25 protein-coding genes are annotated in these 25646 nt (G+C 53.9%); 15 read left to right on the forward strand and 10 right to left on the reverse strand.

The features are described from left to right. Positions 1-81: 81 nt before the first annotated feature. From ppiB to mnmH, 5 genes are all read left to right on the forward strand, one after another. Positions 82-576, forward strand: coding sequence for a peptidylprolyl isomerase B (gene ppiB, locus LDB27_RS16165; protein ID WP_000255991.1), 495 nt, complete (start codon positions 82-84; stop codon positions 574-576). A 2-nt stretch (positions 577-578) separates the two neighbouring features. Beyond that, a complete protein-coding gene (lpxH, locus tag LDB27_RS16170) occupies positions 579-1301 on the forward strand; it encodes a UDP-2,3-diacylglucosamine diphosphatase (RefSeq protein WP_000212282.1) in 723 nt (240 codons plus the stop codon). A gap of 117 nt (positions 1302-1418) precedes the next feature. Continuing rightward, a complete protein-coding gene (gene purE / locus LDB27_RS16175) occupies positions 1419-1928 on the forward strand; it encodes a 5-(carboxyamino)imidazole ribonucleotide mutase (protein ID WP_000098742.1) in 510 nt (169 codons plus the stop codon). Continuing rightward, positions 1925-2992 carry a 5-(carboxyamino)imidazole ribonucleotide synthase gene (gene purK, locus LDB27_RS16180; protein ID WP_000815600.1) on the forward strand — a complete coding sequence of 356 codons (1068 nt, stop codon included), beginning with the start codon at positions 1925-1927 and terminating at the stop codon, positions 2990-2992. The genes purE and purK overlap by 4 nt, the downstream gene beginning before the upstream one ends. Before the next feature lie 95 nt (positions 2993-3087). Next, positions 3088-4173, forward strand: a complete 1086-nt coding sequence (mnmH, locus tag LDB27_RS16185; RefSeq protein ID WP_000997743.1) for a tRNA 2-selenouridine(34) synthase MnmH — start codon at positions 3088-3090, stop codon at positions 4171-4173. Positions 4174-4211: 38 nt separating this feature from the next. Here the strand turns inward: mnmH and LDB27_RS16190 are convergent, their stop codons facing one another. The 6 genes from LDB27_RS16190 to ybbA all read right to left on the reverse strand — a co-directional run bounded on the left by LDB27_RS16190 (position 4212) and on the right by ybbA (position 11420). After that, the gene (locus LDB27_RS16190) at positions 4212-4871 is read right to left on the reverse strand and encodes a methionine ABC transporter permease (protein ID WP_000342247.1); all 660 of its coding nucleotides are present in this window, start codon (positions 4869-4871) and stop codon (positions 4212-4214) included. After that, positions 4864-5880: a virulence-associated ABC transporter ATP-binding protein SfbB gene (gene sfbB / locus LDB27_RS16195; protein ID WP_000569656.1), complete on the reverse strand. Its 1017-nt coding sequence runs from the start codon at positions 5878-5880 to the stop codon at positions 4864-4866. Before sfbB ends, LDB27_RS16190 begins: the two co-directional genes overlap by 8 nt. Positions 5881-5916: 36 nt before the next feature. Then, a complete protein-coding gene (locus LDB27_RS16200) occupies positions 5917-6747 on the reverse strand; it encodes a MetQ/NlpA family ABC transporter substrate-binding protein (RefSeq protein WP_000524313.1) in 831 nt (276 codons plus the stop codon). 256 nt (positions 6748-7003) lie between these two features. Further along, positions 7004-8137, reverse strand: a complete 1134-nt coding sequence (locus LDB27_RS16205; protein ID WP_000152866.1) for a porin — start codon at positions 8135-8137, stop codon at positions 7004-7006. A gap of 185 nt (positions 8138-8322) precedes the next feature. Further along, positions 8323-10737 carry a putative ABC transporter permease subunit YbbP gene (gene ybbP, locus LDB27_RS16210; RefSeq protein ID WP_000561769.1) on the reverse strand — a complete coding sequence of 805 codons (2415 nt, stop codon included), beginning with the start codon at positions 10735-10737 and terminating at the stop codon, positions 8323-8325. Then, positions 10734-11420 (reverse strand): putative ABC transporter ATP-binding protein YbbA, encoded by a 687-nt coding sequence (ybbA, locus tag LDB27_RS16215; RefSeq protein WP_001110598.1) that lies wholly within the window; start codon positions 11418-11420, stop codon positions 10734-10736. Before ybbA ends, ybbP begins: the two co-directional genes overlap by 4 nt. Between ybbA and tesA the strand changes: the two genes are divergently transcribed. The 3 genes from tesA to cnoX all read left to right on the forward strand — a co-directional run bounded on the left by tesA (position 11391) and on the right by cnoX (position 13844). Further along, positions 11391-12005 (forward strand): multifunctional acyl-CoA thioesterase I/protease I/lysophospholipase L1, encoded by a 615-nt coding sequence (gene tesA / locus LDB27_RS16220; protein ID WP_001010574.1) that lies wholly within the window; start codon positions 11391-11393, stop codon positions 12003-12005. The two genes, ybbA and tesA, sit on opposite strands and share 30 nt — an antisense overlap. Before the next feature lie 154 nt (positions 12006-12159). Next, positions 12160-12930 carry an SDR family oxidoreductase gene (locus LDB27_RS16225; protein WP_001172804.1) on the forward strand — a complete coding sequence of 257 codons (771 nt, stop codon included), beginning with the start codon at positions 12160-12162 and terminating at the stop codon, positions 12928-12930. Between the two features lie 59 nt (positions 12931-12989). Then, positions 12990-13844, forward strand: coding sequence for a chaperedoxin (gene cnoX, locus LDB27_RS16230; RefSeq protein ID WP_225519871.1), 855 nt, complete (start codon positions 12990-12992; stop codon positions 13842-13844). Between the two features lie 85 nt (positions 13845-13929). Here the strand turns inward: cnoX and fetB are convergent, their stop codons facing one another. Both fetB and fetA read right to left on the reverse strand, forming a co-directional pair. Beyond that, positions 13930-14709 carry an iron efflux ABC transporter permease subunit FetB gene (gene fetB / locus LDB27_RS16235; protein ID WP_001002130.1) on the reverse strand — a complete coding sequence of 260 codons (780 nt, stop codon included), beginning with the start codon at positions 14707-14709 and terminating at the stop codon, positions 13930-13932. After that, positions 14696-15373 (reverse strand): iron efflux ABC transporter ATP-binding subunit FetA, encoded by a 678-nt coding sequence (gene fetA / locus LDB27_RS16240; protein WP_000140195.1) that lies wholly within the window; start codon positions 15371-15373, stop codon positions 14696-14698. Before fetA ends, fetB begins: the two co-directional genes overlap by 14 nt. A 146-nt stretch (positions 15374-15519) precedes the next feature. On the opposite strand from fetA, the gene LDB27_RS16245 reads away from it, so the two are divergent. Both LDB27_RS16245 and LDB27_RS16250 read left to right on the forward strand, forming a co-directional pair. Further along, complete coding sequence (locus LDB27_RS16245) at positions 15520-16437, forward strand: SPFH domain-containing protein (protein WP_000906146.1); 918 nt, start codon at positions 15520-15522, stop codon at positions 16435-16437. Next, the gene (locus LDB27_RS16250) at positions 16434-16886 is read left to right on the forward strand and encodes an NfeD family protein (RefSeq protein ID WP_000561177.1); all 453 of its coding nucleotides are present in this window, start codon (positions 16434-16436) and stop codon (positions 16884-16886) included. The genes LDB27_RS16245 and LDB27_RS16250 overlap by 4 nt, the downstream gene beginning before the upstream one ends. Here the strand turns inward: LDB27_RS16250 and cueR are convergent, their stop codons facing one another. After that, positions 16887-17303, reverse strand: a complete 417-nt coding sequence (gene cueR, locus LDB27_RS16255; RefSeq protein WP_001026760.1) for a Cu(I)-responsive transcriptional regulator — start codon at positions 17301-17303, stop codon at positions 16887-16889. It abuts the gene before it with no gap. Positions 17304-17412: 109 nt separating this feature from the next. On the opposite strand from cueR, the gene copA reads away from it, so the two are divergent. From copA to ybaK, 4 genes are all read left to right on the forward strand, one after another. Next, a complete protein-coding gene (copA, locus tag LDB27_RS16260; RefSeq protein WP_000083913.1) occupies positions 17413-19914 on the forward strand; it encodes a copper-exporting P-type ATPase CopA in 2502 nt (833 codons plus the stop codon). A 152-nt stretch (positions 19915-20066) separates the two neighbouring features. Next, on the forward strand, positions 20067-20903 hold the full coding sequence (locus tag LDB27_RS16265) for a lysozyme inhibitor LprI family protein (RefSeq protein WP_000488541.1): 837 nt from the start codon (positions 20067-20069) through the stop codon (positions 20901-20903). A gap of 76 nt (positions 20904-20979) precedes the next feature. Then, a complete protein-coding gene (locus LDB27_RS16270; RefSeq protein ID WP_000421867.1) occupies positions 20980-21774 on the forward strand; it encodes a TraB/GumN family protein in 795 nt (264 codons plus the stop codon). A gap of 201 nt (positions 21775-21975) precedes the next feature. Further along, positions 21976-22455, forward strand: coding sequence for a Cys-tRNA(Pro)/Cys-tRNA(Cys) deacylase YbaK (gene ybaK / locus LDB27_RS16275; RefSeq protein WP_000186618.1), 480 nt, complete (start codon positions 21976-21978; stop codon positions 22453-22455). Positions 22456-22571: 116 nt separating this feature from the next. On the opposite strand, the gene ushA is transcribed toward ybaK, so the two are convergent. Beyond that, positions 22572-24224, reverse strand: a complete 1653-nt coding sequence (gene ushA / locus LDB27_RS16280; protein ID WP_000670404.1) for a bifunctional UDP-sugar hydrolase/5'-nucleotidase UshA — start codon at positions 24222-24224, stop codon at positions 22572-22574. Positions 24225-24396: 172 nt separating this feature from the next. On the opposite strand from ushA, the gene LDB27_RS16285 reads away from it, so the two are divergent. Continuing rightward, positions 24397-25617, forward strand: coding sequence for an MFS transporter (locus LDB27_RS16285; protein ID WP_001251593.1), 1221 nt, complete (start codon positions 24397-24399; stop codon positions 25615-25617). Positions 25618-25646 lie beyond the last annotated feature (29 nt).

Consider the following 25646-nt stretch of genomic DNA (forward strand, 5'->3'; position numbering starts at 1 on the left):
GCTTACGGTTATGCTATAACAAGCCCCTATATGTGCCCCATTGCGGGCTAAAGCACCACTCTCTTGGAACAGGATGCAAAAATGGTTACTTTCCACACTAATCACGGCGATATCGTAATCAAAACCTTTGATGATAAAGCGCCTGAAACAGTTAAAAACTTCCTGGACTACTGCCGCGAAGGTTTTTACAACAACACCATTTTCCACCGTGTGATTAACGGTTTTATGATTCAGGGCGGCGGCTTTGAGCCGGGCATGAAACAGAAAGCCACCAAAGAGGCGATCAAAAACGAAGCCAACAATGGTCTGAAAAATACCCGTGGTACGCTGGCGATGGCGCGTACTCAGGCGCCACACTCGGCTACCGCGCAATTCTTCATCAACGTGGCAGACAACGACTTCCTGAACTTCTCCGGCGAAAGTCTGCAAGGCTGGGGCTACTGCGTCTTTGCGGAAGTCGTAGAAGGTATGGACGTGGTAGATAAAATCAAAGGCGTCGCCACTGGCCGTAGCGGTATGCATCAGGACGTACCAAAAGAAGACGTCATCATTGAAAACGTGACCGTCAGCGAGTAATCGTGGCGACACTGTTTATTGCAGACTTGCATCTGCAAACGGAAGAACCGGCGATCGTCGCCGGTTTTCTGCGTTTTTTAGCCGTAGAAGCCCGTCAGGCCGACGCGCTGTATATTCTTGGCGATCTCTTCGAGGCCTGGATTGGCGACGACGACCCCAACCCGCTACATCGTGAAATGGCCGTTGCCATTAAATCGCTGGTTGATTCCGGCGTCCCCTGCTTCTTTATTCACGGTAACCGTGATTTCCTGATTGGCAAGCGATTTGCCCGCGAAAGCGGCATGATTCTACTGCCGCAGGAAAAGGTGCTCGACCTGTATGGCCGCAACGTGTTGATTATGCACGGCGATACGCTTTGTACCGATGATGCCGGTTATCAGGCGTTTCGCGCCAAAGTCCATAATCCGTGGATTCAACGACTATTCCTTACCCTGCCGCTGTTTATCCGCCGCCGTATCGCCGCCAGAATGCGCGCCGGCAGTAAAGCCGCCAACAGCAGCAAATCGCTGGATATTATGGACGTCAATGCACAGACCGTCGTCGCCGAAATGGAAAAACACCGCGTACAGTGGCTGGTTCACGGTCACACCCACCGCCCGGCAGTGCATGAACTTTCCGCCAACGACCAGCCCGCATTCCGCGTGGTGTTAGGCGCATGGCATCATGAAGGTTCAATGGTAAAAGTCACGCCGGACAACGTAGAGTTAATCGCCTTCCCCCTGTAAATGTTCGTCGAATCGTCCGTTACGGCGCACACGCAACCGTTTTCCTTGCCTGATTATCATGCTATTCTCTGACACCTCAAAAGCAGCGTGTCCCGCACCACAGGAGTTTTAAGACGCATGTCTTCCCGCAATAATCCGGCGCGTGTCGCCATCGTGATGGGGTCCAAAAGCGACTGGGCTACCATGCAATTCACCGCCGAAATTTTTGAAATTCTGGATGTCCCGCACCATGTAGAAGTGGTTTCCGCTCATCGCACCCCCGATAAGCTGTTCAGCTTCGCCGAAACGGCGGAAGAGAACGGATATCAAGTGATTATTGCCGGCGCGGGCGGCGCGGCGCACCTGCCGGGAATGATTGCGGCAAAAACGCTGGTCCCGGTACTCGGCGTGCCGGTACAAAGCGCTGCGCTAAGCGGCGTGGATAGCCTTTACTCCATTGTGCAGATGCCGCGCGGCATTCCGGTGGGTACACTGGCGATCGGTAAAGCCGGTGCCGCTAACGCCGCCCTGCTCGCCGCGCAGATTCTGGCGCAACACGACGCGGAACTGCATCAGCGCATCGCTGACTGGCGCAAAGCGCAAACCGATGAAGTTCTGGAAAACCCCGATCCGCGGGGGACGCTATGAAGCAAGTTTGCGTTCTCGGCAACGGACAACTGGGCCGAATGCTGCGCCAGGCGGGCGAACCGCTGGGTATCGCCGTCTGGCCGGTTGGTCTGGATGCAGAGCCTACTGCTGTTCCGGTACAGCAGAGCGTCATTACCGCAGAGATTGAGCGCTGGCCGGAAACCGCGCTTACCCGCGAGCTGGCACGCCACCCGGCATTCGTCAATCGCGATGTATTTCCGATCATCGCCGACCGTCTGACACAAAAACAGCTTTTCGATAAACTGGGACTCGCGACCGCGCCGTGGCAGCTGCTGACCAGCGCCGACGAGTGGTCCGGCATCTTTGACCGTCTGGGCGAACTGGCGATTATTAAGCGTCGCGTTGGCGGCTACGACGGTCGCGGGCAGTGGCGTCTACGCGCGGACGAAACCGGGCAACTGCCGGATGACTGCTATGGCGAATGTATTGTTGAGCGCGGCATCCATTTTTCCGGCGAAGTGTCGTTAGTCGGCGCGCGCGCTCATGACGGCAGTACCGTGTTTTACCCGCTGACGCACAATTTGCATCAGGACGGCATCTTGCGGACCAGCGTCGCGTTCCCACAGGCGAACGCCGAACAGCAGGAGCAGGCGGAATTAATGCTGTCAGCAATTATGCAGGCGCTGAACTACGTCGGCGTAATGGCGATGGAATGTTTTATCACGCCGGAAGGCCTGTTAATCAATGAACTGGCGCCGCGCGTGCATAACAGCGGACACTGGACGCAAAATGGCGCCAGCATCAGTCAGTTTGAATTGCATTTGCGCGCGATTACCGGCCTGCCGTTGCCCGCGCCAGTGATTAACGCCCCGTCGGTGATGATCAATCTGATCGGCAGCGAGCTGAATTACGACTGGCTGAAGCTGCCGCTGGTACATCTGCACTGGTATGATAAAGCGGTACGCCCGGGGCGAAAAGTTGGCCATCTGAATCTGACCGACAGCGATACGTCACGTCTTAGCGCCACCCTGGAAGCGCTCTCTCCGCTCCTGCCGGGCGAATACGCCAGCGGCATTATCTGGGCGCAAAGTAAGCTTAAATAACACATAAAATGCCGGGAGAATGATCTTCCCCTTTCCCGGCTCCTCCCTCAGCGCGTAAAATCTCGCTATTGCTGTTTTGTTTTTCGGGATTACACATGAACGATGGAACGGACTATCGCGCGCTCCTCCTTGCCGATACGCCTTTAATTGATGTACGCGCGCCGATTGAGTTTGAACAGGGCGCCATGCCGGGCGCCATCAACCTGCCATTGATGATGGACGACGAGCGAGCCGCCGTCGGCACCTGCTACAAACGTCAGGGCGCGGATGCGGCGTTAGCGTTGGGGCATCGGCTGGTTTGCGGCGACATTCGCCAGCAGCGGCTTGAGGCCTGGAAAGCCGCGTATCAACGTTTCCCCAATGGGTATCTGTGCTGCGCGCGCGGCGGTCAGCGGTCACATATCGTACAACGTTGGCTGCAAGAAACAGGGATTGACTGCCCGCTTATTGAAGGCGGCTATAAAGCGCTGCGCCAGACAGCAATTCAGGCGACCTGGCAACTGGCGCAAAAACCGATACTTTTAATTGGCGGCTGTACGGGCAGCGGCAAAACGCAACTGGTGCGACAACAGCCCAACGGCGTGGATCTGGAAGGTCTCGCGCGTCATCGCGGCTCCTCTTTTGGCCGCACGCTGAAACCCCAACTCAGCCAGGCCAGTTTTGAAAACAAACTTGCCGTTGAATTGCTGAAAATTAACGCGCGTCAGACGCTAAAAAGGTGGGTACTGGAAGATGAAGGGCGAACGATCGGCGCCAACCATCTGCCTGAGTGTTTACGCGAAAGAATGGTGCAGGCCCCTATTGCGGTAGTGGAAGATCCGTTTTCGCTTCGTCTGGAACGACTGCGTGAAGAGTATTTCATCCGTATGCATCACGACTTCACCCACGCCTACGGCGATGAAGCCGGTTGGCAGGCGTATAGTGAATATCTTCATCATGGACTGTTCGCTATTCGCCGCCGTCTGGGGTTGCAACGCTTTGCCGAACTGACGGACACGCTGGATAGGGCGCTGGCGGAGCAATTATCCAGCGGCAGCACCGACGGCCATATGGCATGGCTGGTTCCGCTACTTAACGAATATTACGACCCAATGTATCGCTATCAACTGGAGAAAAAAGCCGCGAATATCGTTTTTCGCGGCACATGGCAAGACGTTGCCAACTGGCTAAAAGCGCAATAGCTTATTTTTATTGCCGGCTGACGCTACATTGAGCCGGCTTAGTGTCTGTCGCGCTTGTCGGCACGTTTTGCCAGCCAGTCGCCCAGCATCTGAACGACCTGAACCAGCACAATCAGCGCCACTACGGTAACAACCATCACTTCGGTTTCGTAACGGTAGTAGCCATAGCGAATCGCCAGGTCGCCTACCCCGCCGCCGCCGACAATCCCGGCCATCGCCGAGTAGCCGATTAAGCTTACCAAGGTAATCGTCAGGCCGCGCAGCAGCCCTGCGCTGGCTTCCGGCAACAATACGGTACAGATAATACGCATCGGACTAGCGCCGAATGCCAGCGCCGCCTCAATAATCCCTTTATCGACTTCACGGAGCGCGCTATCTACCAGGCGTGCATAAAACGCGATTGCGGCCACCGACAGCGGGACGGAGGCTGCAATCGGGCCAATCGTATTACCCAGCAAAAGCTGCGTTAGCGGCAGTAACAGCACCAGTAAAATAACAAATGGCACCGAGCGGATAATATTCACCAGAACCGAGGCGACGAGATAAATAAAACGGTTCTGCCAGAACAGATGACGATCGGTGACAAAAATCAGAAAACCGAGCGGTAGACCGCCAAGAATCGCCAGCACCGTTGAAATACTCAACATCTGGAAAGTTTCATTGAACGCCAGCGTTAAATCCGGCAATAAATCATCCACGGATCACCTCCACCTGTGCGGTACGTTGACGGATATGCTCCACGGCGGCGGCCACCGCCGTTGGATTATGCGGCGCGGTTAATTGCACCACCAGAATGCCCAACGCGCGTTCGCCGATATACTCAATCTTGCCATGCAGGATATTGACCGCGACGCCAAACTTGATCGCCACCTCTGACAGTACCGGCTGCTCCGCCGAATCGCCGATAAACAAAATTTTCAGCAACTGCCCGGGCAGGTGTTCCCGTAAACGTTCCGGCAGGGTCAAATTAAGGGTATGAGACACCAGTTGCTGTGTGAAAGCGTGTTGCGGGTGGGCAAACACATCAAACACCTCGCCCGATTCCACAACCTTACCGCCCGACATCACCGCCACGCGATCGCAAATAGATTTGATCACGTTCATTTCATGGGTGATCAGCACAATAGTAATCCCGAGCTGTGCGTTGATCTTTCTGAGCAGGGCCAGAATCGTGGCGGAAGTTTCCAGATCCAGAGCGGAAGTCGGTTCGTCACATAGCAACACATCCGGATGGTTAGCGATGGCGCGGGCTATCCCCACCCGCTGTTTTTGCCCGCCGCTGAGCTGTACCGGAAAACGGTTCGCTTTATCGGCAAGGCCCACCAGCGTTAAAATTTCCGCCACCCGCGGCGCGATTTTGCTGCGTTCCCAGCCAGCCGCTTTCAGGCTAAACGCAACGTTTTGCGCCACTGTCCGGGTATGCATTAAGTTAAAATGCTGGAAAATCATACCAATACGCTGCCGCGCCTGGCGTAACGCTTTTCCGTCCAGCGCCGAGATTTCCACGCCGTTGACGTTGACGCGCCCCTGGCTGGGACGCGTTAAGGCGTTCAGGGTACGCAGCAGAGTGCTTTTTCCTGCGCCGCTGGTACCAACAATGCCAAAAATCTCGCCCGCGGCGATATGCAGGCTCACATCATCCACCGCGCGCGTGGGGGTACCGCGACCGGCGGTAAAATCGACGCAGACTTTTTCTATTTCAATCATATTCACCTCAGAAATTGGGGATGGCTACCGCTGCGATCAGGGTGTCGCGGTCATCCATTCCGGTTTCTGGAAGGCGCTATAAATATTCTTTGGATCGTCGATGACCGCGCGATAAGCCGGCGATTTCACCGCCTCGACAATATCTTTGGCAAACGGCTTATCGGCATCTTCACTGCGTACCGCAATGATATTTTTCAGATTCTCATCCAGGTGTTCCTGCTTAATCGCGCTGGAAAGATCCAGTCCTGCCGCCACCGCAAAGTTCCCGTTAACCAGCGCGCCGGTCACGCCATCCAGCGTGCGCGGTAGCTGTGCGGCTTCCAGCGGTTTGAAAACCAGTCCTTTTGGATTGCTGGCGATATCTCGTTCAGAGGCTTTGGTCGGATCGATATTATCCTTAATCGTGATAAGCCCCAACGATTGCAGGAAGCGAAGGCCGCGCGCCAGGTTGGTCGGATCGTTGGAGAGGGTAATAATGTCCCCTTTTTTAAGCGCATCCAGGGTGTTGATTTTACGTGAATAAAAGCCCATCCCGGCGGTCGGTACCACAATAAGTTTGCTGAGCTTCAGCCCTTTGTCAGCGGTAAATTTGTCAAAATAGAGGGTATGTTGAAAGAGGTTGGCGTCAATGCTGCCGTTAGCTAACGCCATATTGGGCTGGACATAGTCGCTAAACTCGCGCACCACGACCTTATACCCTTTTTCTTTTAATGTCGGCGCAATCGCCTGCTTCACCATATCGCCATACGGCCCTGGCGCGACGCCAAATACGATCGTTTGCGGGGAACCATCGGCATGGGCAAACTGTAATCCGCAGGCCAGTAATAGCGTGCTGGCCGCAATGCGTAAACTCTGACGCAATCCCATAATTTCTCCATTTTAAATAGTGTGATGCTGTGCCGGATGCCGTTCATGCGGCATCGTCTGTTTTGGCCCAAACGAAAGGCTATTTCTTAACATGACACAGATCACAGCCTGCTGTCCTTGAAATTATTTCATGATGTTTCCTGGTGTGTCGTTAAATGTACGAGGCAGGCGCTCAGGCGTGTGTCAGGCGGGAATGGCGTAAAGGGAAATGCCGGATAAGAAGTCTTAACGCCAACATCCGGCAGAGGAAAACGCTTTAGAAATCGTAACGCAGACGCACCAGGTTCATATCGCCCAGATTGTCAGTGCTGGAGGTGAAAACATGTTCATAATCAACGCGGAAACCATAATCCAGTTGGAAGGTGATCCCCACGCCGTTATCGGTGCGCAGATAGTCGCGGCCATTCACATATTCAATGCGGTCGCCCATAAAGTACGGTTGAATAGCTTTCACGGCATACTGACCAATCGGGAAAGCGTAACCGACAAAATATTCCAGACCCCACGCATCGCCGGCAAAGTAATCATTCACAGATACTTTTTTGGTCGTCATAAAGTTCTGATACCAACCGCCGCCTGCGGCAATAGTCCAGTTTTCCGGCGTCCAGCTTAACGCGGTACCGACAATATTTTGATCGTAAGTTTTATTACCGTTGCCGCGCATCTCCGCACGGGTATAGTTCCATGCCGTCCCCCAGGTCAGATCGTCGGTGAGATGGTAATCCGCGCCTAAAGAACCGCCGCCTTTACGTTTGTAATTCAGGCCGTTATTGGCATTATAATCGTCGCTGAACAGATAAGATGCGTAGAGATCGACATTGCCAATGCTTTTCTTATACTTCAATGACTTACGCGTGCGATAAGAACCATCGTAGTCGCCGTTAATCCCGTTGCCCGGCGCCTGACCTATCATGTCGTAATCCCAGATATCGGTTTTTGCGCCCACCACATCGTAATAAATGCTGTTCTGTTGACCGAAGGTCAGCGTTCCCCACGTCGCGCTCTTGAAGCCGGTATACAGCATACGGCGAGTGGTATCAGTCGCGCCCTTCGCATAATGGTTATCCCAGTCAAATACCGCAGGGATATTGACGCCCAGCTCGTAATAGCTAATCCAACTGATATCATCAAACAGATAATAATCCGCGGCGAAGCGGAAACGCGTCCCGCCATCAAAACCATTACGTTTATAACCGTTCGCGCCGTCATTGCCGGTCATATTCTGGAACTGCGGACGAATACTCCCGCCAACGGTGAAATTGAGTCGGCTGAGTGGATTACCCGCCTGGGGATCTTGTTTTAAAACGGTGATTTCCGCCTGAGTAGCGAAAGGCATGAAAGCCACTGCCGCGCCGATCGATGCCGCCAACGCTGTTATTTTAATTGTCATTATATTTTCCTTGATAGATAGCCAATCCAAATCATTTAGCAGGCAAATAATAACTGTTATAAAACCTTACGTGTTGTGTATTTTTTAATGATTTGTGCTACTAAAAATCAAGGAGTTATCAATTTGTGCGACTAAAAAAGTACGCGCCGTTTTAAAAACCGGCGCGAAATTATTCACATCATGAATCATCCGCTAAACTGGCGGAATAGCGCTTTGCCTTTCAGCAAACGAACGCCAAGCCAGCCGCCGCATACGGAAAGCAGCAGCGCGCCGCAAAACGGCAGTACGCCCCATAAACGCCAGTCCGGCTCCCAGGGGAAATCAAAAACGTTGATTTGTAAGATCGCCAGCGCCGTTTCCGCGCCAATCGCGGCGACCAGCCCGGCAACTAATCCCAGCATGGCGAATTCGCACCAGAGTGTGGTACGCAACAGTTTCTTTCCGGCTCCTAACGTGCGCCACACCACCAGCTCCTGATGACGCTGACGCATCCCGACCTGCACCTGAGCCAGTAATAGCAACATGCCGCAGAGGGTGACTAGCACAACCATCACCTCCAGCGCCCGGCTGACCTGCTCCAGCACCTGTCCCACCTGTTTCAGGATCGCCCCGATATCTAACAGGCTGACGGTAGGAAACTCGCGGTTAAGCTGCGTTAACATGCCGTTGCCATTCTCCCAGCGAAAACTGGTCAACCAGCTTTGTGGTTGCCCGTCCAGCGCCCCGGAAGGAAAAATGAAGAAAAAGTTGGGACGCAGGCTTTCCCAGTCCACTTGACGCAGGCTGGTGACTTTAGCGCTAAATGCCTGGGTATCGCCCATAAAGGTTACGCTATCGCCGAGTTTGACGTTCAACCGCTTCGCCAGCCCCTCTTCCATAGAGACTTCGCCCGGTTTTGGCGGCCAGTGACCGGCGACCAGCGGATTATGCGCCGGGCGCGTATCCTGCCAGGTCAAATTCAGTTCACGGTTGAGCGACTCATCCTGCTGACCTTCCGTCGGATTACCGTTTATCCTGGTTAACCGCGCCCGCACAATCGGATAAAACGTCTGCGGAATCACCTGATGTTCCGCCAAAAAGGCTTTCAGCGGCGCGACCTGTTCTGAAGCAATATTGATAAGGAAATAGTTCGGACTTTCCGACGGGAGCTGCTGTTGCCAGCGATCAAGGAGGTCGCCGCGCAGCACCAGCAAGAGCGCCAGCAGCATAAACGAAAGCGAAAACGCCGAAAGCTGACTCAACGTTGACCACGGCTGACGCAGAAGTCGGCTGACGGCCAGACGCAGCGGTAGCGACGTCAACGTCATGCCGCGCAGCACGTTAAGCAGCATCCAGCCCACCAGACCGCACAGCAGCGCCAGTATCACTGCACCCGCCAGAACCGCCCACAACAGCATACTTCCGCCCATCAATCCGGCGAGCAGCGCCACCACGACGGCGCAGGCGACAGGCAAATAAATTTTTAACGGCCAGACGCGAGCGACAACATCGCGGCGCAGCACCCGTAGCGGCTGGGTCGCCAGCAACAATCGATAAGGCCGTAAACCGACCAGCAGAGAGATGACCGTCATCGCACCCAGCGCCCACAGCCAGGGCCACAGGCTGGCGGGCGGCAAATCGGCGGGCAATACCGGTTTTAGCAGCACCAGCAATATGTTTTCAAACAGTAACCCAATCGCGCCTCCCGTGACGGCGGAAAGCCCCAGCACCATCAACCACTGTCCGATGATAAGTTTACGCAACTGGGCCCGGCCCGCGCCCAACGTTTTTAAAATCGCCACCAGATCGTAGCGGCTACGGCAGTAATGGCTCATCGCCACCGCGACGGCAGCTACCGCCAGCAGTAGCGTTAATAACGCCGAAAGCAGCAAAAACTGCTGCGAACGTTCGAGCGATTTCCCCAATGCCCCGTCATCCTGCTCCAGTCCGTACCAGCGATGTTCCGGTTTAAGCTGCGGTAACAGCCAGCTTTCATAGCCAGCAAGCTGTTGCGGCGTTCCGCCGAATTTATACCTCCACATCACGCGACTCCCCGGCTGTATCGCACCGGTTTTTGCCACATCGGCCATATTCATCATCAGACGCGGCGCCATCTGAAAAGGGTTAAACCCGGAATCCGGCTCCTGCACCACTTCACCGGCAATACGCAAGGTCACGTCGCCGACATCAATGGTATCGCCCGTTTTCAAATTAAGCAGCGCCATCAGACGCGGCGCCAGCAGTACGCTACCCGGCTGCGGTTTCACTCCGTCAGGACGGGTTTGCAATTCGCCGTACATCGGATAAACGCTATCTACCGCCTTCACGCTGGCCAGTTGCGGCGTATCGCCGGCAAACGTCATGGTCGCAAAGGTTAACTGCTCGCCCACGTTAAGACCGCGTTTACGCGCCTCTTCAAGCCAGGCTTTCGGTACCTCCCGCGAACTTTGCAGCGTCCGATCGCCTGCCATAAACTCGCGGCTTTGCTGACTTAACCCTTTTTCCATCCGGTCGCTGATACTGCCGAGCGCCAGTACGCAGGCCACCGCCAGGCTCAACGCCAGCCAGACAATAATCAGCGACGGCGAGCGCCATTCGCGCCAGAACCAGCGAGCTATCATGCCTCCTCCTGTAACTGACCGTTGACCAACCGCAGCCGCCGGTCGCAGCGCGCCGCCAGCGCCGGGTCGTGCGTCACCAGAATCAGCGTGGTGCCGTGTTCGCGGTTAAGCGAAAATAGCAGGTCGGCGATTTTATCTCCGGTCTGACGGTCAAGGTTGCCCGTCGGCTCATCGGCAAACAGCACATCAGGACGCCCGTTAAACGCGCGCGCCAGCGCTACGCGCTGCTGTTCGCCGCCAGAAAGCTGTGCCGGAAGGTGGTCAAGCCGTTTTCCCAGTCCCAGTTGTTCGAGCAGCGCTTTCGCCCCCGCCTTACTCTGACCGCTGTTTTCACCGCGTAGCAGGGCCGGTAGCTCAACGTTTTCCAGCGCGTTAAGCGTAGGAATAAGCATGAAGGATTGAAAAACAAAACCGACATGCTGAGCGCGAAGCTGCGCCCGCGCCTCTTCGTCCATCTGGTGAAGCGGTTTCCCGACCAGACTGACCTCTCCGCTACTGCCGTCATCCAGTCCGGCGAGAATCGCCAGCAGCGTAGATTTTCCCGATCCTGATTCGCCAATCAGCGCAATGGTTTCGCCGCGTTTGACAACCAGTTCAACTCCGGTAAGGATGGAAAGCTCATGCTCACCCTGACCGACGGACTTCCTGAGACGATGAACTTCAACACTGTTTTCCGCTGGCATTTGCCCTTCCTGTTTTTGATCCTGTTAACTTTCCGTGCCGCCGCCGCAGACACCTTATTAATTCTGGGCGATAGCCTCAGCGCCGGTTACCGTATGGCCGCCAGCGCGGCATGGCCGTCGCTCCTTAATGATAAATGGCAAAACAAAACGTCGGTCGTTAATGCCAGTATAAGCGGAGATACCTCGCAGCAGGGACTGGCGCGTTTGCCGGCACTGTTGCAACAGCATCACCCGCGCTGGGTAGTGGTGGAGCTTGGCGGCAACGATGGCCTACGCGGTTTTGCGCCTGCGCAAACCGAACAGACGCTACGTAAAATCATTCAGACGGTGAAAGCCGCCGATGCCCAACCGTTACTGATGCAAATTCATCTGCCCGCTAACTACGGTCGCCGTTATAATGAATCCTTTAGCGCCATTTATCCTAAGCTCGCCAAAGAGTTCGATATTCCTCTGTTACCGTTTTTTATGGAAGAGGTATATCTGAAACCGCAGTGGATGCAGGATGACGGCATTCATCCCAACCGCGACGCCCAGCCGTTTATTGCCGACTGGATGGCGAAGCAGTTGACCCCTTTTCTCTCCTGAATAATTCGAGTTGCATGAAGGCGGCACGTAAGAGAATGTCCAGGAGCATAGATACCTATGTGACTGGAGTAAACGAACGCACAGGCAACTTGAAGTATGACGGATATAGTTAACCACGACTCTTAAATCAACGGAGATCCTGACAGGTAAAGTTATGCAAAAATCGGTCTTAATAACAGGATGTTCCAGCGGAATCGGTCTGGACAGCGCGCTTGAACTTAAACGCCAGGGCTTTCAAATCCTGGCGGGCTGCCGCAAACCTGATGATGTCGCCCGGATGAACAGTATGGGATTTACCGGCGTGTTGATCGATCTCGACTCCCCTGAAAGCGTGGATCGTGCCGCCGATGAAGTGATCGCCCTGACCGATAATCGTCTGTATGGGATCTTTAACAATGCCGGCTACGGCGTGTATGGCCCCCTTTCTACCATCAGCCGTGAGCAGATGGAGCAACAGTTTTCCAGTAATTTTTTCGGCGCGCATCAGCTTACCATGCGCTTACTTCCCGCCATGTTGCCGCATGGCGAAGGACGCATTGTGATGACCTCATCGGTGATGGGGCTGATTTCCACCCCAGGGCGCGGCGCTTACGCCGCCAGCAAATATGCGCTCGAAGCCTGGTCTGACGCGCTACGTATGGAGCTACGGCACACAGGCATTAAAGTGAGTCTGATAGAACCGGGACCAATTCGTACCCGTTTTACGGATAACGTTAACCAGACGCAGCGTGATAAACCGGTAGAAAATCCCGGCATCGCCGCACGTTTCACCCGCGATCCTGACGCGGTAGTAGCGAAAGTGCGTCATGCTTTTGCAAGCGATAAACCCAGGCTGCGCTATCCCGTTACGCTGGTCACCTGGGCAGTGATGGCGCTGAAACGCCTATTGCCGGGCCGGATGCTGGATAAAATTTTACAAAGCTGAGTTGAAGCGCGCCCGTCAGCCCCCATGTAAACGTGACACAGACAAAAGAGAGCGACGCCATGTCCGTACAGAACATTGTCAATATTAATGAATCCAACCTGCAGCAGACCTTAGAGCAGTCCATGACCACGCCGGTACTGTTCTATTTCTGGTCTGAACGCAGCCAACACTGTCTGCAATTAACGCCAGTGCTGGAAAGTCTGGCTGCCCAGTACCACGGTCAGTTTATTCTGGCAAAGCTGGACTGCGACGCCGAACAGATGATCGCCGCTCAGTTTGGTCTGCGCGCCATCCCGACAGTCTATCTGTTCCAGAATGGCCAACCGGTCGATGGTTTCCAGGGACCGCAGCCGGAAGAGGCGATCCGCGCTCTGCTGGATAAAGTACTGCCGCGTGAAGAAGAGCTAAAAGCGCAACAAGCGATGCAGTTAATGCAGGAGGGCAACTACATTGACGCGCTGCCGTTGCTCAAAGACGCCTGGCAGCTCTCTTCGCAGAACAGTGAGATTGGCCTGTTACTGGCGGAAGCGCAAATTGCGCTGAACCGCTCTGAAGAGGCCGAAGCGGTATTAAAAACTATCCCGCTACAGGATCAGGATACCCGTTATCAGGGGCTGGTTGCGCAGATCGAACTGCTTAAACAGGCGGCGGATACGCCGGAAATTCAGCAACTTCAGCAGCAAGTCGCGGAGAATCCGCAGGATGCGGCTTTGGAAACGCAACTAGCGTTGCAGTTGCACCAGGTCGGACGTAATGAAGAAGCGCTGGAATTGCTGTTCAGCCATCTGAGAAAAGATCTTGCCGCCGCCGAGGGACAGATGCGCAAAACCTTCCAGGAGATCCTTGCCGCGCTCGGCACCGGCGATGCGCTGGCGTCGAAATACCGCCGCCAGTTGTACGCGCTACTGTATTAATCCTCTCTTGCCTGATGGCGCGCTTATCTGGCCTACCTGTCGTCCTCAGGCCGGATAAGGCGCTTGCGCCATCATCCGGCAACTATCATGATTTCTTGAGCGGCATCACTACTAACTGATGACGCGAATTATAGAACTTCCTGTAGGTTAAATAGCAGGCAATGATGGTAGACAGGCTGGCTGTCGACAACAGCATAAACGTTACCATAATTTGATATTTAATCGCTTTTACCGGATCGATCCCGGCAAAAATCAGCCCGGACATCATCCCCGGCAGGCTCACCAGCCCAACGGTCTTTGCCGAGTCGATCGTCGGGATAAGCGATGCGCGGATACTATCGCGGATAAGCCCGGCGGAGGCCATTTTCGGCGTTGCGCCCAAACTTAACTTTTCCTGGATTTGCTGCTGCTCGCTGTGAAAACGCAGCCCCAGTTGGTTGTAGCACAGCCCTACCGCCACCATCGCATTGCCGGCGACCATGCCAGCGATGGGAATCACCTGCATCGGCGCAAATTCAATCGAACCGGTAAGCACCAGTACCGTCAGCGTTAGTCCGGCGCCGACGGTGATGGCGATAAACGAGGAGAGAAATGCCTTATCGATATATTTACTGCGCTTTTGCGCGTTCCAGGCGGCGTTAAAACAGATGAACAGCACCATTAGCAGCGTCAGGGCGGCATGATTAACGCCAAAGATGTATTTCAGTACATAGCCGACAATAATGAGCTGTATCACCGCCCGGCATACGCTCCACAGAATATCTTTTTCCAGCGCCAGCTTTTCCTTGTGACTGATGAGCATCGCAACCACCACCAGCAGCATCGATAACGCCAGCGAGGTATTGGTAATATTATGCTCGTTCATAACGCGCCTCCTGCATCTCTCCGGCAGATGGCGTTAACGTTATCACCTTATCCGCGTGTTGAATTTCATCTTTATCATGCGTTACCCACAAGACAGCGACCTGCTTATCGCGAACATAGCGATGAATAATATCATTCACATTCCGTTTGTTATGTTCATCCAGCGCACTGGTTATTTCGTCGAGTAACAGTATTTTCGGCAGAAACTGTAGATTACGAATTAGAGCAATACGCTGTTTTTCTCCGCCGGAAAGCGCGGTAATCGGTTTTTGCAGAATCGTCTCCGGCAGTTCAAAACGCGCCAGATCGTCTGCGAAGGCTGTCGGCTGCGGGCGCTGATGGCGAATTTGCCAGGGAAAAATCAGGTTATCGTAAACCGTATCGCCAAATAGCGCTGGCGTCTGAGCGCAATAAGAAACCTGCTGGCGATAGGCTTCCGGACTCAGAGTAGTAATATCCTGCCCCTCAAAAAGAATCACGCCGATATCAGGGCTTATTAGCGAGGCCACCATTTTCAACAACGTACTTTTTCCGCAGCCAGAAGGACCGGTAATTAACTTAAATTCGCCGCGTTGCAGCGTAAAACTGATGTTATTCACTATTTTTGTCGTCGCAGTCCGGTAACCGACCTGCTTTAACTCAAGCAACATGCTACGTTCTGTCATTTATTGCGCATCCGTTGTTCATATTTTTATAGCGATAGTGTATCCCTGTAATTAATAAGGGGGGAACATGCTTTACTGAATCAGGTATAATTCGCTTAATTCGTCAGCAAAATCGGTTTATGGACAACGCAACAGGAGGTTTAGCTATGCTCATTCTTATCCCTATTCTCATTTTCGTCGCGCTGGTGATCGTCGGCGCGGGCGTCAAAATCGTTCCGCAGGGATACCAGTGGACAGTGGAGCGCTTTGGACGTTACACCAAAACCCTGCAGCCGGGATTAAGCCTTGTTGTACCATTTATGGACAGAATTGGCCGCAAGATCAATATGATGGAGCAGGTGCTGGATATTCCGTCGCAGGAGGTGATCTCAAAAGATAACGCCAACGTCACTATCGATGCGGTCTGTTTTATTCAGGTTATCGATGCGCCGCGCGCCGCTTATGAAGTCAGTAACCTGGAACTGGCGATCATTAACCTGACCATGACCAATATCCGTACGGTGCTCGGTTCGATGGAGCTGGATGAAATGCTCTCCCAGCGCGACAGCATCAACACGCGGCTGCTGCATATTGTCGATGAAGCCACCAACCCGTGGGGAATTAAAGTTACCCGTATCGAAATTCGCGATGTCCGCCCGCCCGCGGAATTGATCTCCTCGATGAATGCCCAGATGAAAGCGGAACGTACCAAACGCGCCTATATCCTTGAGGCCGAAGGGGTACGTCAGGCGGAAATACTGAAAGCCGAGGGGGAAAAACAGTCGCAGATTCTGAAAGCCGAAGGCGAACGTCAGTCCGCTTTCCTGCAGGCGGAAGCCCGCGAACGTTCCGCCGAAGCGGAAGCCCGCGCTACGCAGATGGTGTCTGAAGCCATCGCCGCCGGGGATATTCAGGCGATAAACTACTTCGTGGCGCAGAAATACACCGAAGCGTTACAGCAAATCGGCTCGGCGAATAACAGCAAAGTGGTCATGATGCCGCTGGATGCCAGCAGTCTGATGGGCGCTATCGCCGGGATCAGCGAGCTGGTTAAGGACAGCGCCAGCGAACGGAAAAAAGCATGATAGCGATGATTCTGGTACATCCGCATATCTTCTGGCTTAGCCTCGGCGGCCTGTTGTTGGCTGCGGAAATGCTCGGCGGTAACGGCTATTTGCTGTGGAGCGGCGTGGCGGCAGTGATTACCGGCTTAACCGTCTGGCTCTTACCGCTCGGCTGGGAATGGCAGGGCGTGCTGTTTGCGGCCTTAACGTTGCTGGCGGCCTGGCTTTGGTGGCGCTGGCTGGCGCGTCGCGTGCGGGAACAGAAGCCGACCGACAGCCGCCTTAACCAACGCGGACAACAACTGGTAGGCCGCCGGTTTATGCTTGATGCCGCGTTAGTGAACGGACGGGGTCATATGCGTGTCGGCGACAGCTCGTGGCCGGTATGCGCTGACGAAGACCTGCGCGCAGGTACGCATGTCGAAGTGATCGCCGTGGAAGGCATCACCTTACGCATTCGCGCCGTTTAATCAACGTGGCTTTTGCGCCTTGTGATGACAGCAGCCGGAAAGATTATCAATAATCGGGCAGTCGGCGCTGTCATCGCCGGGACAACTCTCCGCCAGCGCCAGCAATTGATCGCGCATTGATTGCAGCTCGCTGATATGGCGCTCGATCTCCGCGACCTTTTCCAGCGTCCGCTTTTTCACATCTGCGCTATGGCGTCGCGGATCGTTAAACAGATTGACCAGTTCGCCACACTCTTCCAGATTAAACCCCACCTGCCTCGCCTGTCGCAGCAACGTCAGCTCGTTTAAATGCTTCTGCGTGTAGGTGCGATAACCATTTTCGCTACGTAATGGCGGCGTCACCAGCCCTTTCTCTTCATAAAACCGAATGGCTTTGCTGGTTAAACCGGTTTTTTTCGCCACATCGCTAATATTCATATTTCCCCCTTGACCTTAACCTTGCTGGAAGGTTTAACCTTTATCACAGTGAGTCACTACGATTACTAAGGTCAATGAATTGATGACCAATCATAAAGGAGTTTTTACTATGTCTCAAACTATCGACCTGACCCTGGACGGTTTGTCCTGCGGTCATTGCGTTAAACGCGTGAAAGAAAGTCTTGAACAACGTCCGGATGTTGAGCTGGCGGACGTCACCGTAACCGAAGCGCACGTTACCGGTACCGCCAGTGCGGACGCGTTAATTGAAACCATCAAACAAGCCGGGTATGGCGCGACGTTAAGCCACCCAAAGGCTAAACCGCTGACGGAGTCATCAATCCCGTCGGAAGCACTGGCAGCGGTTCCTCATGAGCTTCCGGTAGCGACGGCCGATGAAGAAAGCCAACAGTTGCTGTTAAGCGGCATGAGCTGCGCCAGTTGTGTCACCCGCGTACAACATGCGCTACAAAGCGTACCGGGCGTCACGCAGGCACGGGTAAACCTGGCGGAACGCACTGCGCTGGTGATGGGCAGCGCGTCCGCCGCTGATTTAGTGCAGGCGGTGGAAAAAGCCGGCTACGGCGCAGAGGCGATTGAAGATGACATCAAACGCCGCGAGCGCCAGCAGGAAACCGCCATCGCCACCATGAAACGTTTTCGCTGGCAGGCCATCGTCGCTCTGGCGGTCGGTATACCGGTCATGGTCTGGGGGATGATCGGCGATAACATGATGGTGACCGGCGACAACCGCAGCCTGTGGCTGGCTATTGGCCTGATCACGCTTGCGGTGATGGTCTTTGCGGGCGGTCATTTTTACCGTAACGCGTGGAAAAGCCTGCTGAACGGCACGGCGACGATGGATACGCTGGTGGCGCTCGGCACCGGGGTCGCCTGGCTCTACTCCATGAGCGTCAACCTGTGGCCGCAGTGGTTCCCAATGGAAGCGCGGCACCTTTATTACGAAGCCAGCGCGATGATTATCGGTCTGATTAATCTCGGACACATGCTGGAAGCGCGCGCCCGTCAGCGTTCCTCAAAAGCGCTGGAAAAATTACTCGATCTCACCCCGCCCACCGCACGCGTCGTGACAGAAGACGGCGAAAAAAGCGTCCCGTTGGCGGACGTTCAGCCAGGGATGCTGTTGCGGCTCACTACCGGCGATCGCGTGCCGGTGGATGGCGAAATTACCCAGGGCGAAGCGTGGCTTGATGAAGCCATGCTGACCGGCGAACCCATTCCACAGCAAAAAGGCGAAGGCGATAGCGTTCATGCCGGCACCGTCGTCCAGGACGGCAGCGTCCTGTTCCGCGCCAGCGCGGTGGGCAGTCATACCACGCTGTCACGCATTATTCGCATGGTACGCCAGGCGCAAAGCAGTAAACCGGAAATTGGCCAACTGGCCGATAAAATCTCCGCGGTATTCGTTCCCGTCGTCGTGGCCATTGCGCTGTTCAGCGCCGCTATCTGGTATTTCTTCGGACCGGCGCCGCAAATTGTTTATACGCTGGTCATCGCCACCACCGTACTGATTATCGCCTGCCCTTGCGCATTAGGCCTGGCGACGCCAATGTCGATTATTTCCGGCGTAGGCCGCGCTGCCGAATTCGGCGTGCTGGTACGCGACGCCGATGCCCTGCAACGCGCCAGTACGTTGGATACCCTCGTTTTTGATAAAACCGGGACGCTGACGGAAGGCAAGCCGCAAGTGGTGGCGGTAAAAACCTTTAACGGCGTTGAGGAAGCTCAGGCATTACGTCTGGCAGCCGCGCTCGAACAAGGCTCCAGCCACCCGCTGGCCCATGCGATTCTGGAAAAAGCCGGCGACGATAAACTGCCTCAGGTGAACGGTTTCAGAACGCTGCGCGGACTGGGCGTCAGCGGTGAAGCGGAAGGTCATCAACTGCTTCTGGGGAACCAGGCGTTGCTGAACGAACAGCACGTCGCCACGGATGACATGACGGCGGAAATCACCGCGCAGGCCTCGCAAGGCTCTACTCCGGTCCTGCTGGCGATTGACGGTAAAGCGGCGGCGTTACTGGCGGTACGCGATCCATTGCGCAGCGATAGTATTGCCGCGCTTGAACGCCTGCACAACGCCGGATACCGTCTGGTAATGCTCACCGGGGATAACCCAACGACGGCTAACGCGATTGCCAAAGAAGCGGGTATTGATGAAGTGATTGCGGGCGTTCTGCCGGATGGCAAAGCCGATGCGATTAAACGTCTGCAAAGCCAGGGTCGTCAGGTTGCGATGGTCGGCGATGGTATCAACGATGCGCCCGCGCTGGCGCAGGCGGACGTCGGTATCGCGATGGGCGGCGGCAGCGATGTGGCGATTGAAACCGCGGCGATTACGCTGATGCGCCATAGTCTGATGGGCGTGGCGGATGCGCTGGCCATTTCGCGCGCGACGTTGCGCAATATGAAGCAAAACCTGCTTGGCGCATTTATCTACAACAGCATTGGTATCCCGGTGGCCGCCGGTATTCTGTGGCCGTTTACCGGTACCTTGTTAAACCCGGTAGTAGCGGGTGCGGCAATGGCGCTGTCTTCCATTACCGTCGTGAGCAATGCCAACCGGCTATTGCGCTTTAAACCGAAAGCGTAAAAAGTCCTATCAGGCAGCATTAGCTGCCTGATATATTATTAAGCCATCAGTAATTTACCGTATCAATATATAAAAATTTAACCGCACATCCTGTAGAAAAATAAAAAACAACATTTTATAATGTTTTTTTGAATCATAAGGATGTGTTATTTATGTTTAGAAAAGCAGTTACGCTTCTTTTCCTGCTTTCTCCCGCAGTTAGTTATGCAGGATTATTTGATTCCACTCCAGAGTTAAAATGTGGCAATGATAATGCAGTCACGGCGGCAAAAGAGTGGATTTACAATGAAGCATTAGGTCGTTTACAGCAAGACTATATTAAAGCACCTTCCACGCTTTTCTTCGATATCCCCCAGACTCAGTACGAGCAGCAACTCCGGGCTATTCCTGTTCAATTCAGCGATGTAATAACGCAAAATCCTCAATCAGAAAATGCCAACCTACGAATTTGCTCGGCTACCGTCGCCATGGGTATTCCTCAGTCATTGTTTAAAGTAATTAAATACTTACCAGATACTCTATTCTATATTTCACAAGGGAATGGACAGGTAATAAACAATACGGTGACCTGGAAAGAGGTTAACTACAATATCCAGCTTGCTGACAACAACAAAGATATTGTCGTCACCCCGGTGAAAAAAACCGATAAATTGGCGTGGTCTATTTATGTAATGGCAAGAATGACGGTATCTGGTGATAATCTCATAAAGAAAAAAAATAGCTCACTGATTGAAATCGCAGCAAAGAAATTTGAGAGTAGAGATCGCGAGCTTAATCAGGTCTGGAATTCACTACCCGCCTCTGCCCGAACGGCATTAAAACAAGAGCAGCGAGTCTGGGTGACCAAAAAAGAGCAGCAGTGCGGCAAACTTAGCGATGCAAAATCCGAGGCCTTACCTGCTGAAAAGCGCATCAGTATTTATACATGCCAGCTTGAAATGACCATCGCCAGAACGGCCTATCTCGACGGCAGCGAACTACCCGACTGATCGTTGACCTCCAGTCAGGGCGCATTGCGCCCTTTTCTCCAACGCGCTAGCATGAGCTTTTTCAAAGGGAGCGCGTATGGAGCTATTAAATCAACTTAAACGTTTATGGCGCGCGCTGCGTGGTACCTCAAATAGTTGGCCTGCTATCGATCTCTCCCTGCCCGGCGGTCGTCATCTGCATCTGGTTGGCAGTATTCATATGGGGACGCGCGATATGGCTCCTCTTCCAGCAAAGCTGGTGAAAAAGCTACGCCAGGCCGACGCGCTGGTCGTTGAAGCGGATATTTCCGGTAACGAAACGCCATTCAGCAATCTCCCCAAATGTCCGCCGTTGGTCGAACGTCTCAGCGCCGGGCAGCTAAGCGCACTGGAAAAACGGGTCAGCGAGTTGGGTATGCCGCTGATCCATTTTGATAATCAACCTTTATGGCAGATAGCTATGGTGCTACAGGCCACGCAGGCGCAACGGCTGGGATTGCGTCCGGACTATGGCATTGATTATCAGCTATTACAGGCTGCCCGCGAAGTGTCGCTGCCGGTGCAAGAGCTGGAAGGGGCGAAACACCAGCTCGAACTACTATGCGATCTGCCCGATGGCGGGATGGCGCTGCTCGACGACACGCTGACGCACTGGCACACCAACGCACGGCTTTTGCAGGTGATGATCGGCTGGTGGCTTGAACAGCCGCCGACCAGCGTCGGCGCTTCGCTCCCCAGAACGTTTAGCCAACCGCTGTATGATGTACTGATGGTGAAACGCAATGAAGCCTGGCGCGACGCGCTGCTGGCACTGCCGCCGGGACGCTACGTGGTAGCCGTAGGGGCGCTACATCTGTACGGCGAAGGCAACCTACCGCAAATATTGAAATAAAAAAATGGCCAATATCGCTATTGGCCCGTCAAAGAGGAATTTCATCGTTATTATTATCCCGACGCTTTCGCTTCGGATCTTCAGATTGTCGCTCAAAGTTGCCGCAACTGCCAAGACCTAATGCACAAGATTATACTATTTTTTAGTCCGCTTTCGGGCGTATGCTGATGGCAAATCACGTCTGTAGTAAGAAGGAACGTTATGACACCCGCAGTTAAGTTACTCGAAAAGAATAAGATTCCGTTTAACATTCACACCTACGATCACGATCCGAATGAAACTAACTTTGGCGATGAAGTGGTGCGTAAGCTCGGGCTAAACGCCGATCAGGTGTATAAAACGCTTTTGGTTGCCGTGAATGGCGATATGAAGCAACTGGCCGTCGCCGTGACGCCTGTAGCCGGGCAGCTGGATTTGAAAAAAGTCGCCAAAGCTCTGGGCGCGAAAAAGGTCGATATGGCCGACCCGATGGTGGCGCAACGCACCACGGGATATCTGGTCGGCGGGATCAGTCCGCTGGGACAGAAGAAACGGCTGCCTACGCTGATTGACGCGCCAGCCCGCACGTTTGCCACTATTTATGTTTCCGGTGGTAAACGCGGGCTGGATATTGAACTGGCGGCTGACGATTTGGCCGCCATACTGGGTGCTAAATTCGCTGATATCGCGCGTCGGGATTAAGCCTGCGTAAAATACATTGCCGGATAGCGGCGCAAACGCCTTATCCGGCCTACAGCAGACATAATCCGTAGGCCTTAAGGCTGCGCGCCATCAGGCAGAAATGGCTATCCGTACCGCTACAGCCAGCTCACCTCGCCTTTTGGCGTAAACGCCGCCGCATCCAGCGGTGAATTCTGCTGAATAAACTCTTTCAGCACTTCCGCGTCAATAAACCCGGTATTCACGTATCCCGGTTTGTTATCGATGCGCGGATAACCATCGCCGCCCGTGGCGTTGAAACTCAGCGTCGCCATGCGGTAGGTTTTGGCCGGATCAACAGGCTCGCCTTTGATTTTCAGATCGGTGAGCTTGCCCTCTTTGGCGACAAAGCTCACATTGGCGAACTGTGGATAGGCGCCGGAGTCCGGTTTCATCTGCGCTACGGCGGTGAGATAATCAACCACCTCTTTGCCACTCATATCGGCATACACCACAATGTTGCCGAACGGCTGTACCTTGAGCACGCTTTTATAGGTAATATCTCCCGCCTCAATCGAGTCGCGAATACCGCCGCCGCTCATCACGCCAAAATCGGCGCCGGTGCGCGCGATCTGCGCAGCCAGAATCACCCGTCCCATATTGGTCTGGACAAATCTGACCTTACTGCGATCGCCTTCAAGAAGGCCATTCACGCTACCAATTTTCACCTCCAGTTGCGCTTTACCTTTATTCTGGAACGGTGTTAATAACGAGAGCATTTGCGGATTTTCTGCGATTTCCGGCGTGTAAAGTACACGCTCGCTTTTCCCGTTATCCCAGGTCACTTTTTTCTTGAGATTTACCGGAATAAGCTGGTAGTTAACCATTTTCATCTCGCCGTTACGGAATTCGAAATCCGCGCGGCCCACATATTTACCCCACTCATGCGCCTGCACGATCCAGATGCCATTTTGCTTATCCGGCGCGCAGGGCGTTCCCGGTACGTAATTCACCTGTTTTTTATTTTCCGACGTCATGCATACCGGGTCTTGTGAGTGACCGCCCACAATCATCGCCAGCGAACCGGCAGGCAGGCTACGCGCCATCTCAACGTCGCCCGGCGCATTCGAACCGTGATCGCCGTTGTCATAATGTCCCATATGCGTGGTCGCGATAATCACGTCCGGTTTTTCATTCATATTAAGTTCCTGAATCACCACGTTTGCTTCTTCAGCAGGTTTACGAAACTCAATATCGGTGAAATATTCCGGGTTGCCTATTTTCGCCGTGTCATCGGTGGTTAAGCCAATTACCGCGATTTTTATATCCTGGCGTGTAAAAATAGCCCACGGCTTAAACAGACGCTCGCCGGTACTTTTTTGATAAATATTGGCGGAAAGAAAGGGAAACTTCGCCCACTTTTCCTGCTGGCGCAATACGGTGAGCGGGTTATCAAACTCATGATTACCGACGGCCATAGCGTCGTAGCCAATCAGATTCATCCCGCGGAAATCGGGCTCCGCATCCTGGAGATCGGATTCCGGCACCCCGGTATTAATGTCGCCGCCGGATAACAACAGGACGCTTCCCCCCTCTTGCGCCACCTCTTTACGGATACTGTCCACCAGCGTTTTTTGCGCCGCCAGACCATATTCGCCATATTCGCTGCGCCAGAAGTGACCGTGGTGATCGTTGGTATGCAGGATAGTAATTTTATAGGTTTTATCTTTTTCGTAAGCCTGTGCAGGCTGAGTCGTCAGCGCGAACGCCGCCAGTAACGCCAGCGCCACACCCCGTTTCAAAAATTTCATCTTTCTCTCCCTGACTCAATATCAACCGCAGAAATTACCTTTCCTTGCAATAATAGACAAATATGTTTTCAGAATTGAGACTTCCTTCAAACACATTTCACAGGTATGTTAGGCAAGTAATAATTACACATCCTACTATCTCCAACATCGCATAAAATTTAAGTGACTTTCTATGGCCATGAGTGAACCAACCCAGCCGTTAGCCGGCGCGCCCGCAGCGGCCGCTAAAGCACGTACTTCGTTTGGTATTTTGGGCGCGATCAGTCTTTCCCATCTGCTGAACGATATGATCCAGTCGCTAATCTTAGCCATTTATCCCCTGTTGCAGGCGGAGTTCTCGCTGACCTTCGTCCAGATAGGTTTGATCACCCTGACGTTCCAGCTCGCCTCATCGCTACTGCAACCGGTCGTCGGCTACTGGACGGATAAATATCCCATGCCGTGGTCGCTGCCTGTCGGCATGTGTTTTACCCTGAGCGGGTTGGTACTGCTGGCAATGGCGGGAAGTTTTGGCGGCGTATTGCTCGCTGCGGCGCTGGTGGGTACCGGCTCGTCCGTTTTTCACCCGGAATCGTCCCGCGTGGCGCGCATGGCCTCCGGCGGACGTCATGGTCTGGCGCAGTCTATCTTCCAGGTCGGAGGTAACTTCGGCAGTTCATTGGGCCCGCTGCTGGCCGCCGTGATTATCGCGCCCTATGGCAAAGGGAATGTCGCCTGGTTTGTGCTGGCCGCGCTGCTGGCGATCGTGGTGCTGGCGCAGATCAGCCGCTGGTATGCAGCCCAGCACCGGATAGCGAAAGGCAAGCCAAAAGCGATAATCGCTAACCCGCTGCCGCGCAATAAAGTCGTGCTGGCGGTCAGCGTATTATTGCTACTCATTTTCTCGAAATATTTTTATATGGCGAGCATCAGTAGCTACTACACCTTTTATCTGATGCAAAAATTCGGATTATCAATACAAAACGCGCAGCTCCATCTGTTTGCCTTCCTGTTTGCGGTGGCTGCCGGGACGGTAATCGGCGGGCCGGTGGGCGATAAAATCGGCAGAAAATATGTGATTTGGGGCTCTATTCTCGGCGTCGCGCCGTTTACCCTTGTTTTACCCTACGCCACGCTGTACTGGACGGGGATTTTAACGGTGATTATCGGCTTTATTCTCGCGTCGGCGTTTTCCGCCATTCTGGTGTATGCCCAGGAGCTGCTGCCAGGACGCATCGGTATGGTTTCCGGCCTGTTTTTCGGGTTTGCCTTCGGAATGGGAGGCTTGGGCGCAGCGGTGTTGGGGCTGATTGCCGACCATACCAGTATCTATTTAGTTTATAAAATCTGTGCTTTCCTGCCGCTTCTGGGGATACTGACCATATTCTTACCTGATAATCGACATAAAGCATGATTTTATGGCGGTTAAAGGTACGCTTTAAC

This window comes from Salmonella sp. JXY0409-18 (genome assembly GCF_020268625.1).
Lineage (GTDB): Bacteria > Pseudomonadota > Gammaproteobacteria > Enterobacterales > Enterobacteriaceae > Salmonella > Salmonella enterica.